The sequence below is a fragment of the Streptomyces siamensis genome, assembly GCF_039543605.1.
In the GTDB taxonomy this organism is placed as follows: domain Bacteria; phylum Actinomycetota; class Actinomycetes; order Streptomycetales; family Streptomycetaceae; genus Streptomyces; species Streptomyces siamensis.
The window spans coordinates 221,724-237,199 of record NZ_BAABKB010000045.1; the positions used below are offsets into that span (position 1 = coordinate 221,724).

Genomic DNA, 15,476 nt, shown 5'->3' on the forward strand with positions numbered 1-15,476 from the left:
TGGCCCGGCGGCGTTTTAGCGCCCTTGTTTATTAAAGGTTCTTGCACTATCTCTGCGACGATAGGCCCGCCCCCACCCTTGGTCAAGACCAATCCTCGATCCCTTACGCAGTGCACAGGCGCGTTGCCGCAGAGCGTTCACGGGGCGTTCTCACGGGGTGATCTTCCGGACACGACGCCGAAAGCCCCCGTCCAGAGGACGGGGGCTCTCGAGCACGTACAGGGGCGATCCGGACGGTGCGCGCCGACACGGGCCGCCGAGCCCGGCCCACGGCGGCTCAGCCGCGGGTGCGGCTCATGCGACGTCGAGCGTCAGCAGCTTCTCCGGGTTGCGCATGATGTAGATGCACTGGATCCGGCCGTCCACGACGTCCAGTTGGAAGACACTGTCGGGCTTCGTACCGGACATGATCACGAGCGCGGGGCCGCCGTTGACCTCCAGGAAGCGGAACGAGACGTGCGGTACGCCCTTCTTCGCGGCGCCGTGCAGGAACCGCCCCACCTTGTCGGCGGACTCGATGATGCGCAGCGGAGCCTGCGACAGCCCGCCGCTGTCGCCGACGAGGCGGACGTCGGGGGCGAGCATGGCCATGAGCCCTTCCAGGTCGCCGTCCGCGGCGGCGGCGAGGAACCGCTCGGTGAGGTCACGGCGTTCGGCGGGGTCGACCTCGTACCGCGGCCGGCGTTCGTCGACGTGCCTGCGCGCCCGGCCCGCGAGTTGGCGCACCGCGGGCTCCTCGCGGTCGAGGACGGCGGCGATGTCCGCGTACGGGTAGCCGAACGCCTCCCTGAGCACGAAAACGGCCCGTTCCAGGGGCGAGAGGGACTCCAGGACGACGAGGACGGCGAGCGAGACCGAGTCGGCGAGGACGGCCCGCTCCGCGCTGTCGGGGACGGTGTCCGCGAAGTGCGTGACGTACGGCTCGGGAAGCCACGGCCCCACGTACGCCTCTTTGCGCGACTGCACTTGGCGCAGCCGGTCGATGGCGAGCCGGGTGGTGACGCGCACCAGATAGCCGCGGGGCTCGCGCACGTCCGAGCGGTCGGCACCGGACCAGCGCAGCCAGGCCTCCTGCACCACGTCCTCCGCGTCGGCGACCCTGCCGAGCATGCGGTAGGCCACCCCCGTCAGCAGGGGGCGGTGCTCTTCGAAGACGTCGGTCGCCGTGTCGGGTGCCACGGCTCCATCCCACCCGACGCATCCCCTCATGTCCAGGCGGAATCGGTCACCGCCGGAGCAGAATGACCCGCGGGCCACCGGTGGCCGGCGGCCCCGACCCTGGAGGAGTGACGATGCGGTACGCGGTTCTGGGCACGGGCGAAGTGGGGCGCACCCTCGGCGGCAAGCTGATCGAACTGGGTCACGAGGTGTCGTTGGGTTCGCGGGTGAAGGACAATCCGGCGGCCGTGGAGTGGGCCGACAGCATGGGCCCCGGCGCGGGCCACGGTACGTTCGCGGAGGCGGCGGCCTTCGGCGAGGTCGTCGTGAACGCGGTGGGCGGGCGGGTGGCCCTGACCGTGCTGCGTTCCGTCGACGAGGAGCATCTGGACGGGAAGATCGTCCTCGACGTGTCCAACCCCATCGCCTTCGAGGAGGGGCAGGTGCGTCTGGCCCCGGTCGAGTCGGACAGCGTGGGTGAGCAGATCCAGCGGGCCTTCCCGAACACGCGCGTGGTGAAGAGCCTGAACACGATCAACTGCTATCTGATGGTGGACCCGGCGATGGTGCCCGGGGAGCACCAGATCTTCGTGTCCGGTGAGGACCAGAGCGCGAAGGAGCAGGTGACGGCGCTGCTCGGGGAGTTCGGCTGGCCTCCGCACCGCGTCATCGACCTCGGCGGCATCCGCACGGCCCGGGCCGCGGAGATGATGCTGCCGCTGTGGCTGACCCTGTTCCAGCACATCGGGCACCCCGAGTTCAACGTAGAGGTGCGCAGGGCACGTTGAGGGTGATGAACGCGCGGGCCGCGCGGGCGTGACGGGTCCGGGACGCGAGGGCGCGCGCCTGGACGGTACGCGCGCGTGGGCCACGGCACCGGCCACGCGCGCGTACCGCGCTCACTCGGTACGTCCCCGCGGGGGTGCGCGGAGGTCGGTTCGCCCACCGCGGGGCCGTGTGGAGGCGTCCACGCGGCCCCGCGCCGCCGTCAAGACCTCGCACCACCGCCAGGATCCGTGTGTCCGCGGGTCCCCGTGTCCGCAAGTCCGAACGTCCGAGCGTCCGGGAGTCCGCGCGTCCGGGTGCCAGGGTTCTCGGCGCGGGGGCTACCCGTCGGTAGCAGTTGCTGACAAGCTGTCTACAAGACTGTCCGTCAGCGTGTCCCATGCGTCCCAGACGAGGAGCAGCCCCATGTCCGCCACGGTCTCGTTCAGCCTCCCCACCTCGCGCGGCCCCAGGACCGTCACGGTCTCCTACGCGCGCGTGGGCACCGGTGAACCGCTCCTGCTGCTGCACGGGATCGGTCACCACCGGCAGGCGTGGGACCCGGTGCTCCACATCCTGGCCGCCGAACGTGACGTCATAGCCGTCGACCTGCCCGGCTTCGGAGACTCCCCGGCGCTGCCCGACGGGCTCACCTACGACCTGTCGACGGTGGTGCCCGCGCTGGGCGCGCTCTGTGAGGCGCTCGGCATCGAACGGCCGCACGTGGCGGGCAACTCGCTCGGCGGGCTGCTTGCCCTGGAGCTGGGCCGCGAGAAGCTCGTACGGTCTGTCACGGCGCTCTCGCCCGCCGGCTTCTGGTCGCCGGTCGAGCGGCGCTACGCGTTCGGGGTGCTCAGCGCCATGCGGCAGGGGGCCCGGCGGCTGCCGCTCCCGGTGGTCGAGCGGCTGTCGCGGACGGCCGCCGGACGGGCGGCGCTGACGAGCACCATCTACGCCCGGCCGGGGCGCCGTTCACCCGAGGCCGTCGTCGCCGAGACCCTGGCGCTGGCCCACGCCGAGGGATTCGCCGAGACCCTCAGGGCGGGAACCACGGTCCAGTTCACGGACGACGTCCCGGGCCTTCCCGTCACCGTGGCCTGGGGCAGCCGTGACCGGCTGCTGGTGCGCCGCCAGGGGATCCGCGCCAAGCACATCATTCCGCGTGCCCGTCTGGTGCGGCTGCCCGGTTGCGGACACGTCCCGATGAACGACGATCCCGCGCTCGTCGCCCGCGTCATCCTCGACGGCAGCCGCTGACCGGCGGCCGACGAAGGCCAGGACGCCGGAGCCGAGGGCGACTCCGGCGCCCACCAGGCCGCTTCCGACGGCCTGCGCGGCTCCGTAGCTGCCCGCGCCGATGAGCGGCGCGCTGCACGCAGCCGCGACGGGGATGAGGCCGGAGAACAGGGTCGCGCGCTCCGCGCCGATGCGCTGCATGCCCATGTACCAGCACACGAACCCGACGACCGTGACGACCGCCGCCTGCCACAGCAGCGCGGCGGTCTCGGTGGCGTCCGGCACCCGCAGCCACGCGCTGCCGCCCGTGAGCAGCCCCGCCACGGCCGACTCGACGGCGGCGACCCCGCAGACGGTGGCCGACAACAGCCGTGGCCCCAGCGGCCGCAGCACGGGTACGGCCAGGACCGCGAAGCCCACCTCGCCACACAGCGCGCCCACGGAGTAGGCAATGCCCGCGGCGTCCGTACGGCCCCATCCCTGGACGGTGAAGGCGCCCAGTGCCACGAGCAACGCCCCGCACAGGACGCGGCGTCGGGGGCGGCGTCCCTCCCGGAGGGGCACGACGACCGCCACGACGACCGGGGCACAGCCCACGAAGACGCCCGGGACCGCGGGTTCCGCCGTCCGTTCGGCGGCGATCACCGCGAGGTTGAATCCGACCATGCCGACGGCAGCGAGCAGTGCGAGACGGCTCCACCGACGCGCGCCGAGGGAGCGCAGTCGCGCGATGGAGCCCCGGCCGACCAGGGGCGACAATAGCAGGCAGGCCAGTGCGTAACGCAGGAACTGACCACCCGCGTACGGGTAGTGGCCCAGGACGCTGTTGGCGGTGAAGGAGCCTCCGACGAGGACACAGGCGAAGGCGGCGAGCAGGGCGCCTCGGGCGGTGGTGGGGTTCATGAGGGCGACGCTATGAAGGCGCGTGGTCCGGTTTAAGGTCCACTTCCATGACGTCATCGGGGACCAATCGCAGCGGACCGGCGGGGCCCGGGCCGTCGGACGGCGCTCCCTGGGCGGCCGCCTGGGAACTGCTCCTTCCGGCCGCTTCGGCCCCCGCACGCGCGCGTGGCCGCACCCTTCAGGCGGCGCTCCGTGAGGCGGTCCGCACCGGCCGACTCGCTCCGGGGACCCGGCTGCCGTCGAGCCGCGAGCTCGCCGCGGACCTCGGCGTGTCACGGGGCCTGGTCACCGAGGCGTACGAGCAGTTGACCGCCGAGGGCTACCTGCGCAGCGACCGGGGTGCCGGGACCTGGGTCGGCGACGCCGTCCGGGCGGCCGGTCCCCGCGCGCGTGACCTGGCCCCGCGGAGCTCCGGGACGCGGGCCGACTTCGTGCCCGGTACGCCCGACCTGTCGCTGTTCCCGCGCGCCGCGTGGGCGGCGGCGCACCGCGGCGTGCTGGCCGAACTGCCGCACCACGCCCTGGGTTACCCCGATCCGCGCGGGCTGCCCCGGCTGCGCACCGCGCTCGCCGAGCTGCTCGCCCGGCGTCGCGGCGTGGTCGCCGACCCGGAACGGATCGTCGTGGTATCAGGAGTGGCGCAGGCCATGGCCCTGCTCGGACTCGTGCTGCACGCGCGCGGTCTGCGCACCGTCGGCGTGGAGGACCCGGGCAGTCCCGAGCACGGTGCGCTGTACGCCTCGGCCGGCATCGGCACCGTACCGCTGCCGCTCGACGACGAAGGACTGGCCGTCGGCCCGCTGAAGGCCTCGGGGGTGCGGGCGGTGGTGACGACGCCGGCTCATCAGTTCCCCACGGGCATCGCCTGCTCGGCCCGGCGCCGCACCGAACTCCTCGACTGGGCACGCTCGGTGGACGGGCTCGTGATCGAGGACGACTACGACGGGGACTTCCGCTACGACCGTGCTCCCGTGGGCGCCCTCCAGGGGCTCGACCCGGGGCACGTCGCCTACACCGGGTCGGTCAGCAAGTCCCTCGCCCCGGGCCTGCGGCTCGGCTGGCTGCTCGTACCGGCCTCGCTCCGTGAGGAGGTCGTCGAACGCAAGCGCACGATGGATCTGGGGAACCCGGTCCTCGACCAGGCGCTCCTCGCCCGCTTCCTGGAGCGCGGGGACTACGACCGGCAGCTCCGGCGCTGCCAGCGCGCCTACCGGGAACGGCGCGACGCCCTCGTGACCGCGCTGGCGGCGTACTTTCCCGGTGCGAAGGTGTCGGGCGTCGCGGCCGGTCTCCACGCCATCGCGGCGCTGCCCGAGCGGTACGGGCCACTCGACCGTTTCCTGGAACGCACCCGCGCGGCGGGGGTGGCGGTGCGTCCGCTGGCGCAGTACGGGACGGCGGTCGAGGACGGCTTGCGGCTGGTGCTGGGGTACGCCCACCTGTCGCCCGCGCGGATCCGCGACGGGGTGGCCCTGATGGCGGACGCGGTACGCGACTGATCGACTCGGCGCGTTCCCCGTCCCGCCGCGCACGAGCGCACGCGGACCTTCCGCCCACGAGTGCACCTGCCCCGGCGCGCTGGAGCCCACGGACCCGCCGCCCGCGACCGGCCCTGGAGGTCCCGTCGCGTTCCGCGATGCCCACGGGTGTCCACATGCCCGGAACGGCGGTTCCCCTGCCCCTGGGGCCAGTTGTTCACTTGTGGTTTCCGTGTGCGCTGCGGCGCACCAGTAGTTGTGGCACTGCACACCGGCCGGATCCGTCCCAGGAGGCGCATTCATGTCGCACCGTCCGCCCAGCCACTTCCCCGGTCGTCGCAGCGTGCTGCGCGGCTCCCTCGCCGCGTCCGCGGCGCTCGCCCTGCCCACCGCGCTCGGCTCGGCACCGGCGTTCGCCCTGTCCGGACGGCCCAAGGCAGGGTGGGGCGTCCAGGCGGGCGACGTGACCGCCGACTCCGGCCTCGTGTGGGTCCGCTCCGACCGCCCCGCGCGGATGATCGTCGAGACGTCGGCGACCGAGTCGTTCCGCCATTCCCGCAGATGGCGAGGACCGCTGCTCGGCGCGGACACGGACTTCACGGGGACCACCCGGCTGCGCGGGCTGCCCGCCGGCGAGCAGATCCACTACCGCGTCCTGCTCGCGGACCCCGACGACCCGCGGCGCACCGGCGAACCGGTGACCGGCACCTTCCGCACGACGCCCGCCGGACGGCGGCGTGGCGTGCGCTTCCTGTGGTCGGGCGACCTGGCGGGACAGGGCTGGGGCATCAACCCCGACATCGGCGGCTACCGCATCTACGACGCCATGGCCCGGCTCGATCCGGACTTCTTCCTGTGCAGCGGCGACAACATCTACGCCGACGGACCGATCGCGGCGACCGCGACGCTCCCCGACGGCAGCACCTGGCGGAACATCACGACCGAGGAGAAGTCCAAGGTCGCCGAGTCCCTGGCCGAGTTCCGCGGCAACTTCCGCTACAACCTGCTGGACGAGAACCTGAAGCGCTTCAACGCGCAGGTGCCGTCGATCATCCAGTGGGACGACCACGAGGTGCGCAACAACTGGTACCCCGGCGAGGTGATCGCGGCCTCGGACACGCGCTACACGGAGAAGAGCGTCGACGTGCTGGCCGCTCGTGCCCGTCGCGCGTTCAGCGAGTACTTCCCGCTCTCCACGCTGCGGCCGGGCGACAAGGACGGCCGCGTGTACCGGGTCATGCGCCACGGTCCGCTCCTGGACGTCTTCGTGCTCGACATGAGGACCTACCGCAACGCCAACTCGCCCGACACCCAGACCACCGACCCGCAGGGCATCCTCGGCGCCGAGCAGCTGGAGTGGCTCAAGCGCGAGCTGTCGCGGTCGCGCGCGGTGTGGAAGGTGATCGCCTCCGACATGCCGCTCGGCCTGGTCGTGCCGGACACGACCGAGGGGAAGCCGAACATCGAGGCCGTGGCACAGGGCGACCCCGGCGCGCCTCTCGGACGCGAGTTGCAGATCGCGGAGCTGCTGCGGTTCGTCAAGCACCGGAGGATCACCGGTACCGTCTGGCTGACCGCCGATGTGCACCACACGTCGGCGCAGCACTACCAGCCGTCGCGGGCGGCCTTCACCGACTTCGAGCCGTTCTGGGAGTTCGTGTCCGGGCCTCTCAACGCCGGAGCCTTCCCGGCGAGCGCGCTGGACGGCACGTTCGGTCCGGAGCGGGTGTTCGTGAAGGCACCGACCGCGTCGAACGTGTCGCCCGCGGGCGGCTACCAGTTCTTCGGCGAGGTCGACATCGACGGAGACAACGGCGAGCTCACGGTACGGCTGCGGGAGCAGGACGGGACCGTGCTGTTCACGCAGGTGCTCCAGCCGGGGCGCGTGGGCCAGTAGGGTCTCGCGACTCCCGTACCCTCGAACGGGCGGGCCGCGCACCGGAGTCATCCCCCGGTGCGCGGCCCGCCCGCCTTCCGTGCGGACCGCCCCGGCGTGGCACAGGTCGACCGGGCTCGGCGCGGCGCGGCTCACTTCGGCCCGGCGCGGCGTGGCTGGGCGCGACTCACCTCGGCCCGGCCCGGCGCGGCGTGGCTCGGCCTGCCTCGACCGACGCGGCCCGGCGCGGCGCGGCGCGCCGGTGGTCGGTCGGCGCGGCCCAGCTCGGACCGTCCGCAAGTACACGCAGGTCAGAGCCGATTGTCAGTGGTCACCTCTACGGTTTTTCCATGACGCGATCTTTCCAGGCCGTGGCCTACACCCGACCCTCCGCGCTGGAGTCCGCACCGGGCGGACGGCGGCTGGGACTTGAGACCTCGCAGGGCGCGACGCCCATGGGGCTCCAGGCTCACCCGCGCTTCTTCGCGGGCTTCCTGACCTCCCCTCAGGTCGCTGCGGCCGGGCTTCTGGCGGTGGCCGACGTCGCCGCGGCCCGGTACTACCAGCGGCAGTTGGGCGCGTCCCTGGACCCGGTGGTCACGGGCAACGGCGATCGGCTCCGCTTCGAGTCCTTCTCCGGCTGCGGCGGTGTGTACGCGCGCCTGGACGTCCTGACGCCGGGTCTCGACGGCGGCGAGGTCGGCCACGGCACGACCAATGTCGACGTCAACAACCCGCTGCGCGAAGCACTTTCCCGCATCGGCACGGACGATCCGCTGCACCTGCGGGTCGGCCCCGACGACATGACGGTGACCACGCTGGACGGCCCCGTCGTCGAGAAGAAGGTGCCGCTGCCGGACCGCTGGTTGCGGGGGTTCGCCGAGGCCCAGGTGACAGCGGCCGGTTTCGACCTGCGGGCCGAGCTGCCGGCGGCCGAGACAGTGCGTTTCCTGCGCTCGCTGCCGCGCGGCACCGCGCGCGGAGCTTCGCGTGGAGCCCAGTGGGTGGTGCCGGCGGGGCGCGGCCTGCGGCCCACGACCCGCCCGGTGCCCGGGGCGGTGTGCCTGCCCGGCCCGGAGCGCCTGATCGCCCTCCAGCGGGTCCTGCGCCACGCGTCGGCGCTGCGGGTGTACGGCCCTCCGGTGACCGGCGACACCAGCGCCGCGGCCTGGGAGGTCGTCCTGCCGGGGATGCGGCTGACGCTGACGCTGTCGCCCGACTCCGCTCGCGGGTTCTCCGGGGAAGGCGGGGTGCTGGACGCCCTCGCGACCGACGAGGCCGCCGAGGACGCGGAGTTGATCGCCGTGCTGCTGGCCTGGGAGCCGCGCGTCGACGTGGGAGAACTGGCCGCCGCCTCCGGCCTGCCGGCCGAGCGGGTGCGCGCCGCGCTGGTCCGCCTCGGCACCTCGGGCCGCGTGGGGTACGACACGGCGGAGGCGGCGTACTTCCACCGCGAACTGCCGTACGACGCCGAGCGGGTGGAGCGTCACAATCCGAGGCTGCGGTCGGCGCGGGCCCTGGTCGCCGCGGGTGCGGTCGCCCTGGACGGCGCACTCGGCACGGTGACCGCCGAGGACGGCCATGTCCACCGGGTGCGCGACGACGCGGGGACACTGAGCTGCTCCTGCCTGTGGTGGGCCAGGTACCGGGGAGGACGCGGACCGTGCAAGCACGCGCTGGCGGTGCGCATGGTGCGGCGGGGAAGCGCGACGGAGCAGCGGGAGATGCGGATCGGCGGGGGTGTGCGATGAGTCGCGAGGCACTGGTCACAGCGGTACGGGCGGGGCAGACGATCGAGGTCACCGGCCTCTTGGGCGGGATGACGGATGCCGAACGGCGGGCGTGCCTGCCCGCGTTGAAGGAGCTGCGCAAGGAGTTGCGGGGCGCTCCGTGGAGCGCCCCGTCCCGCAAGGCCCATCCCGCGCTGCACGCGGCCGGCGCGGCATGTCACACGGGCGCCGCGGGGGCGGCCACCTGGATCGCGGCGGCCGACATGCGCTGGTCCCAGGCCTCCCCCGGCGTGCTCCTGCACGTCCTGGGCGACCGTGAGCCCGAATGGCTCGGCGACGTGGCTCACCGGCTCGCGCGGCGGCCGGTCACCTCGCGGGTGCCGTACGCGTTGACGGAGGGCCTGGTGCGGCTGTCGGGCTGCGAGATCCCGACGACCGACGCCCATGTGACGGGCTGGTTCGAGCACATCGGGAGCGCGTGGCACCAGGGGGACACCGTGGTCGAGCGCCTCCGCCGGGAGCCGCATCTGCCGGTCATGATCGCCGCCCTCTTCGAGTCCCTGGAGGTGACCGGCCGGGTCGGCTGGCTGTTCGGAGACGGTCCGGACAGCTGGTACAGCGCGCTCGCGCGGCTCACCCGGGAAGGCGCCCTCGACCGCAAGACCATGGTGGACGCCTGCGTGGCCAGGCTGCTGCGCGGTGGAGCGACCGCCGACCAGCGGTTGTTCCTGCGCCTGTTGACCTGCCTCGACCTGACACGGGACGAGGAGCGGGAGCGGTCGGCGGACTGGACGGCGCTGGCCTGCGACGCGGCGTCGCCGGTGGCTTGGCACGCCCAGTCCGTACTGGCTTCCCTCTTCCTGGACGGCGAGTCGCCGCTCCGGCAGCTCGCCGAAATGACCTCCAGGGTGCTGTTCAGGCCGGAGAAGAAGCTGGTCCGGGCCCAGCTCATCCTGTTGGGCAAGGTACTCAAGCGCGATCCGTCGAGCGCGCCCGACCTCCTGCCGGCGGTGGCGCAGGCGTTCGGGCACCAGGACACGGAGGTGCAGGAGCGCGCGCTCAAGCTCGTGGAGCGGCACTTCGCCCGGCTCGACGGTGCGGACGGGGCCCGTGAGCGGATCGCCGAGCTGGCGGCGGAGTTGAGTCCCGGGCCACGCGCCCGGGCGGAGCGGCTGCTGGGCGCCGGTGTGGTGGATTCCTCGCCGGTGGTCCACACGGAGGTGCTGCCGCCTGTCCCGGAGCGCTCACGGCCGGCGCCGGCGCCAGGGTCGGCGGTGGAGGTGGCCGAGGAGGTCGGCGCCCTGCTGGCGTCGGGCGGAGACGTCTCCACGTTCGAGCGCGCGTTGGACGGACTGGTCCGACATGCCCACGACGACCGGGACGCACTGCTGGAGGCCCTGCACCCCGCTGTCGCACGGCGCTGGTGGCTGGACGCCGACGTCTCCGACACGCATGTGGACCGCTACTTCCGGGAGTCGCCCCACGGCCTGGAGGTCGTCCTCGCGGCGCTGCTCGGGCGGGTGCGGACGGCCACGCTCCACGCGGCGGTGCAGCAGAGGCCGGACAGGGGCGACTGCCCGCACCGTGCCCTGTCCCGCGCCTTCGACGCGCGTCTGTGGGAGGTGGCTCATCGGATCCGTACCGATCCGCTGCCGTTCCTGCTGGCCACCCCCAGCTGGTCGACGGGACTGCTGGAGCCGGACGAACTCGTGGCGCGTCTGGCCGAGTACCGGCGGCTCGACGCCCGGCCGGGAGCGGCGGACTTCGCCCAGGCGCTGCTGCGTGTCCGGCGGGACGGCGACGGGGCGCCGGCGGCCGCGGCGGCGCGGGCGCTCGGCACACCCGAGGGGTACCGGCTGGCCCAGTGGCTCACCGCGCAGGGCCCGCGTCTCCCGCTGAGCCGTCGTCGGACCGCGGGCGCCCGCATCCTGCTGGAGCTGGGCGAACTCGACGAGATACAGGGGCAGTTCCCGCCGGAGTTCCGGCAGCTGGGACGTCCGCAGTCCGTCTTCAAGAACCGCACGTACTGCCCGCACTGGGACCGGGCGGAGCGGCAGCACTGGTCGGCGGTGCTGCCCGGCCGGCGGGAGATGGTGGCGGCCCGCGTGCTCGGCGACCTCGCCTCGGCCGCCGTGGACGACAGCCGGAAGGAGGCGGCGATTCTGCCCCTGCTCGCCGAGGCCGACGGCGAGGCGGGCGAGGCCCTGCATCTGTGCCTGGCGTACGGGCTGGCGGCGCGCGACCCGGAGGACCGGCTGTGCGCCGTGGACGCCCTGCTGGTCCTGGCGGCGCGCGGTCAGCTCGACGCGGCGCGGCTCGGCGCCGATCTCGGCCAGTTGGTTCGCCGCGGTTGTGTGAAGCCGCTGCGGCTCGCCGAGTCGATACGCACCGCGGCGGCGACCGGCGCGTACGCCACCGTGTGGTCGGTGCTCCGTGACGCGCTGCCGATCCTGCTGGCCGACCTCGCGACGGACGGTAAGGGCGGCAGTGCCACGCGCGGGCTCGGGGACCTGCTGGCGGTCGCCGCGGACTGCGCCGAGCGGTCGGGGGCACGCGGCGATCTGGCACATCTCGCCCGGGCCGCCGGGCGGCGCGGCTCGTCGCGGCTGGTCTCCCAGGCCCGCCGCCTACGGATCGCGCTGACGCAGGAGGCAGCCGCCTGACGTAGGACCGGCCCGTCGGCGGCATGACCCGAGGGGGACCCACCGCCTCCGACGAGTCCCGTGACCAGTGCGGAACACGAGCGGTCCGGGCCGAGCAAAGGACCCTTAAAAAGAACTGCAAAAGGGGCAGAACGACACTTAACCGATCAGTCACAAAGCGTTCGTGATCACGCAACACCGTTCCTTCACAGTGACTGTATGACTCCTGACATGTCTGATGTGACCCGTGCGAAGCACGGGCGCCCCATACACCACTGGCGGCGGGACGTCGTCGAACTCGCCGCCCTGTTCACGGCCGTGGCCGTCGCCGACGCCGTCGCCAACCTGATCGGGCACGGGCCCGACGGCCCTGCCCTGCTCGTGATCTCGGCGATGATCCTGGTCGCCACGGCCGGCTTCCACATCTGGTGGGCACGGCGCCACGGCCACGCCCCGCCGGCGGACGATACCGGCGCCCGGCCCGGCGCCCACGGGCGACGGGCCGGGCGCTCCGACGAGCCCGGCGCGGCCCCGCGGGCCGCCGCCGGGGAGACCGTGCTGTGGCGGATGCGCACGACGGTGCAGGACGCGCCGGGTTCGCTGGCGGCGCTGTGCACGGCGCTGGCCGGGCAGCGGGTCGACATCCTCAGCCTGCAGACGCATCCGCTGGCGAAGGGCACGGTGGACGAGTTCCTGTTGCGGGCCCCCGCGGACCTGGACGCCGCCGAGATCACCCGGGCCGTGTCCCGGGCGGGCGGTGCCGGGACGTGGATCGAGCGCGCCGACGCCCACGACCTGGTGGACGCTCCGACCCGGGTGCTCGGCCTGGCCACTCGCACCGCACTCGACGCAGCCGAACTGCCCCTTGCTCTGCGGCAGTTGCTCGGCCGCTGCACCATCCGGTCGCTGCCCGGCAAGTCGCCGGTCTCCGGACGGGTGGAGGAGGGCGCGCCCGTGGAGGGTGCGCTGGAGGACACCGTCATGCGGCTGCGGGCCCCGGAGGGCGGTGTGATCACGGTGGAGCGGCCGTATCTGCCGTTCACACCGACCGAGTTCGCGCGGGCGAGGGCGTTGGTGGAGCTGGACGCGCGGCTCGGTCCGCGCATTCCGCGGAGCCAGGACGTGCTGACGCTGCCCGAGGGCAATGCCATCACCGTGCGGCGGGCCGACGGGTCCGACGTCGAGGCGGCCAAGGCGATGCACGAGCGCTGCTCCGCGCGGACGCTGAGCATGCGCTACCACGGCCCGGTGGGCGACGCGGACCGCTACCTCAGCCACCTGCTCAGCCCGCGCTTCGGTCGCACCCTGGCCGTACAGACGGCGTCGGGCCGCATCGTCGGGCTCGGACACCTCCTCTGGGACGGTGACGAGACGGAGATCGCGCTCCTCGTCGAGGACGAGTGGCAGCGGCGCGGCATCGGCAGCGAGCTGCTCGGCCGGCTGGTGGCCCTGGCGGTCGAGGCCGGCTGCGAGAGCGTGTACGTCGTGACGCAGGCCTCCAACACCGGCATGGTCGCCGCCATGCGCGGCCTCGGTCTCCCCCTCGACTACCAGATCGAGGAGGGCACCTTGGTCATCACGGCCCGCCTGGAGCCGGCCGGCCGGACGCGGCTGCCGCAGGGCGAAGAGCAGCGCGGGGAGCGCGTCGCGCGCGATTGACCGCCCCCCCCGTACGGACACCTCGCCGTCCGGCCCCCCGTGGGTCCGGACGGCGAGGTCGAGCCGGGCGTCCGCCGTCACTCGGACCGGCCCGGCTCCTCCCCCGCTCCCACCCCCGGCGTGCCGCTCCCCTACGCCACGGGCACCTTGCTCCCCAACGCCGCGTCGAGGTCGACCCAGAGGTCGTCGACGTCCTCCAGACCGACCGACATCCGCAGCAGCCGGTCGCTGACGCCGGCGTCGTGGCGGTCCTGCTCGGGCACGATGCGGTGGCTGATCGAGGCCGGGTGCTGGATCAGGCTGTCCACGCTGCCGAGGCTCACGGCCGGGGTGACCAGTCGGACCCCGGCGATCACGTCGTGCGGGTCCCCGTGGACCTCGAACGCGATCATGGCGCCGCCGATGCGCGGGTAGTGGACGCGGGCGACGCGCGGATCGGCGGCGAGGCGCCGGGCGAGTTCGGCGGCGTTCGAGGACGCGGCCCGTACCCGTACGGGAAGCGTGGAGAGGCCGCGCAGCAGCAGATACCCGGCCAGCGGATGCAGGACACCACCGGTCGCGAACCTCACCTGGCGCAGCCGCCGGGCGAACTCCTCGTCGCAGGCCACCACGCCGGCCATCACGTCGCCGTGTCCGCCGAGGTACTTGGTCGCGCTGTGCAGGATCAGGCGCGCGCCGTGTTCGGCGGGGCGCTGCAGCACGGGCGTGGCGAACGTGTTGTCCGCGAGCAACGGCACGGTGCCACAGGCGTGCGCGACGGCCCTGAGGTCCACCTCGGCGAGCGTCGGGTTGGCCGGCGACTCGACCATCACCAGACCGGTGTCCGGACGCAGGGCGTCGGCGATGCCCGCCGGGTCGACCCAGGTGACCTCGCTGCCCAGCAGGCCCGCCGTGAGCAGGTGGTCGCTGCATCCGTACAGCGGGCGTACGGCGACGACGTGCCGCAGGCCCATCGCGTTCCTGACCAGCAGGACGGCGCTCAGCGCGGCCATGCCGCTGGCGAAGGCGACCGCGCTCTCGGTGCCTTCGAGCCGGGCGAGCGCGGTCTCGAAACGGGCGACGGTCGGATTGCCGAGCCGGGCGTAGACGGGCGGGCCGTCCGGTTCGGCGCCGTCCGCGGCGAACGCGTCGATGCGGGCGGCCTCGCCCCGGCTGTCGTACGAGGGGTAGGTCGTCGACAGATCGATCGGCGCCGCGTGAAGTCCCTGGGCGGCGAGATCGTCCCGCCCGGCGTGCACGGCCTCGGTGGCGAGCGCCCGGACCAGGGGCGCGGCGGACACCTGACGGGTTCCGTTCAGGTCGTCCCGGTCATCGCGAGCGTCATATGCGTCGTACACAACGGAGTCCATGCGGCGAAGCCTGAACACCGAACGGGCTGTGAGCGCCACATCCCGTGTTACGTTCGCGCCATGGCCGATTCCGTCGTACTCGATCCGGTGGATCTTCATCTGTTGCGGCTGTTGCAGAACGACGCCCGGACGACGTACCGCGACCTCGCCGCACAGGTCGGTGTCGCGCCCTCGACCTGCCTGGACCGGGTGACCCGGCTGCGCCGTGCGGGGGTGATTCTCGGCCATCAGTTGCGGCTGGACCCGGCGAAGCTGGGCAGGGGTCTCGAAGCGTTGCTGTCCGTGCAGGTCAGGCCGCATCGACGGGAGCTGGTGGGGCCCTTCGTGGACCGGATAAGGGCGCTTCCGGAGTCCCGCACGGTCTTCCATCTCACCGGTCCCGACGACTATCTGGTCCATGTCGCGGTGGCGGACATGGCGGATCTGCAGCGCCTGGTGCTCGACGAGTTCACCTCGCAGCGCGAAGTGGCGCGGGTCGAGACCCGGTTGATCTTCCAGCAGTGGGACTGCGGTCCGCTGCTGCCTCCCCGCCGGGACCCGCACACGGGCCAGCCGTCCGCGGAACCGTCCGTGCGGTCCGGCAGGACGCCGGTGCCCGAGCAGCCCGCCAGACCGGCGGCGGGGGCCGGCTGATCCGGCACAAGAGCCGGATACCGGGCTGACGCGACGCCCGTCCTCAT

10 protein-coding genes and 2 pseudogenes are annotated in these 15,476 nt (G+C 73.3%); 8 read left to right on the forward strand and 4 right to left on the reverse strand.

The window, feature by feature from the left end; translation table 11 throughout:
* Nucleotides 1-294: 294 nt before the first annotated feature.
* Nucleotides 295-1,179, reverse strand: a complete 885-nt coding sequence (locus tag ABEB03_RS41135; RefSeq protein WP_345658155.1) for an RNA polymerase sigma-70 factor — start codon at nt 1,177-1,179, stop codon at nt 295-297.
* 113 nt (nt 1,180-1,292) lie between these two features.
* Between ABEB03_RS41135 and ABEB03_RS41140 the strand changes: the two genes are divergently transcribed.
* A complete protein-coding gene (locus ABEB03_RS41140) occupies nt 1,293-1,946 on the forward strand; it encodes an NADPH-dependent F420 reductase (protein WP_345658157.1) in 654 nt (217 codons plus the stop codon).
* A 403-nt stretch (nt 1,947-2,349) separates the two neighbouring features.
* Nucleotides 2,350-3,180, forward strand: a complete 831-nt coding sequence (locus ABEB03_RS41145) for an alpha/beta fold hydrolase (protein ID WP_345658159.1) — start codon at nt 2,350-2,352, stop codon at nt 3,178-3,180.
* 93 nt (nt 3,181-3,273) lie between these two features.
* Here ABEB03_RS41145 and ABEB03_RS45565 read toward each other — a convergent pair.
* Both ABEB03_RS45565 and ABEB03_RS45570 read right to left on the reverse strand, forming a co-directional pair.
* Nucleotides 3,274-3,444 (reverse strand): annotated as a pseudogene (locus ABEB03_RS45565) (EamA family transporter); the annotation flags it as partial.
* A gap of 213 nt (nt 3,445-3,657) precedes the next feature.
* Nucleotides 3,658-4,119: pseudogene (locus ABEB03_RS45570) on the reverse strand (EamA family transporter); the annotation flags it as partial.
* On the opposite strand from ABEB03_RS45570, the gene pdxR reads away from it, so the two are divergent.
* The 5 genes from pdxR (at nt 4,110) to ABEB03_RS41175 (ending at nt 13,447) form a co-directional block, all read left to right on the forward strand.
* Nucleotides 4,110-5,561 carry a MocR-like pyridoxine biosynthesis transcription factor PdxR gene (gene pdxR / locus ABEB03_RS41155; protein WP_345658160.1) on the forward strand — a complete coding sequence of 484 codons (1,452 nt, stop codon included), beginning with the start codon at nt 4,110-4,112 and terminating at the stop codon, nt 5,559-5,561. The pseudogene ABEB03_RS45570 and the gene pdxR sit on opposite strands and share 10 nt — an antisense overlap.
* A 280-nt stretch (nt 5,562-5,841) precedes the next feature.
* Nucleotides 5,842-7,437 carry an alkaline phosphatase D family protein gene (locus tag ABEB03_RS41160; RefSeq protein ID WP_345658162.1) on the forward strand — a complete coding sequence of 532 codons (1,596 nt, stop codon included), beginning with the start codon at nt 5,842-5,844 and terminating at the stop codon, nt 7,435-7,437.
* A 329-nt stretch (nt 7,438-7,766) separates the two neighbouring features.
* Nucleotides 7,767-9,167, forward strand: coding sequence for an SWIM zinc finger family protein (locus ABEB03_RS41165; RefSeq protein ID WP_345658163.1), 1,401 nt, complete (start codon nt 7,767-7,769; stop codon nt 9,165-9,167).
* The gene (locus ABEB03_RS41170; RefSeq protein ID WP_345658164.1) at nt 9,164-11,809 is read left to right on the forward strand and encodes a DUF7824 domain-containing protein; all 2,646 of its coding nucleotides are present in this window, start codon (nt 9,164-9,166) and stop codon (nt 11,807-11,809) included. The genes ABEB03_RS41165 and ABEB03_RS41170 overlap by 4 nt, the downstream gene beginning before the upstream one ends.
* Before the next feature lie 210 nt (nt 11,810-12,019).
* A complete protein-coding gene (locus ABEB03_RS41175; protein WP_345658165.1) occupies nt 12,020-13,447 on the forward strand; it encodes a GNAT family N-acetyltransferase in 1,428 nt (475 codons plus the stop codon).
* Nucleotides 13,448-13,578: 131 nt separating this feature from the next.
* Here the strand turns inward: ABEB03_RS41175 and ABEB03_RS41180 are convergent, their stop codons facing one another.
* A complete protein-coding gene (locus tag ABEB03_RS41180) occupies nt 13,579-14,796 on the reverse strand; it encodes a trans-sulfuration enzyme family protein (protein WP_345658167.1) in 1,218 nt (405 codons plus the stop codon).
* A 60-nt stretch (nt 14,797-14,856) separates the two neighbouring features.
* Between ABEB03_RS41180 and ABEB03_RS41185 the strand changes: the two genes are divergently transcribed.
* Nucleotides 14,857-15,429, forward strand: a complete 573-nt coding sequence (locus ABEB03_RS41185; protein ID WP_345658168.1) for an Lrp/AsnC family transcriptional regulator — start codon at nt 14,857-14,859, stop codon at nt 15,427-15,429.
* The last annotated feature ends 47 nt before the right edge of the window (nt 15,430-15,476 follow it).

Coding starts and splice junctions, on each gene's coding strand:
- pdxR (WP_345658160.1), top strand. CDS start 4,110: ATGACGTCATCGGGGACCAATCGCAGCGGACCGGCGGGGCCCGGGCCG.
- ABEB03_RS41145 (WP_345658159.1), top strand. CDS start 2,350: ATGTCCGCCACGGTCTCGTTCAGCCTCCCCACCTCGCGCGGCCCCAGG.
- ABEB03_RS41165 (WP_345658163.1), top strand. CDS start 7,767: ATGACGCGATCTTTCCAGGCCGTGGCCTACACCCGACCCTCCGCGCTG.
- ABEB03_RS41160 (WP_345658162.1), top strand. CDS start 5,842: ATGTCGCACCGTCCGCCCAGCCACTTCCCCGGTCGTCGCAGCGTGCTG.
- ABEB03_RS41180 (WP_345658167.1), bottom strand. CDS start 14,796: ATGGACTCCGTTGTGTACGACGCATATGACGCTCGCGATGACCGGGAC.
- ABEB03_RS41170 (WP_345658164.1), top strand. CDS start 9,164: ATGAGTCGCGAGGCACTGGTCACAGCGGTACGGGCGGGGCAGACGATC.
- ABEB03_RS41140 (WP_345658157.1), top strand. CDS start 1,293: ATGCGGTACGCGGTTCTGGGCACGGGCGAAGTGGGGCGCACCCTCGGC.
- ABEB03_RS41175 (WP_345658165.1), top strand. CDS start 12,020: ATGTCTGATGTGACCCGTGCGAAGCACGGGCGCCCCATACACCACTGG.
- ABEB03_RS41185 (WP_345658168.1), top strand. CDS start 14,857: ATGGCCGATTCCGTCGTACTCGATCCGGTGGATCTTCATCTGTTGCGG.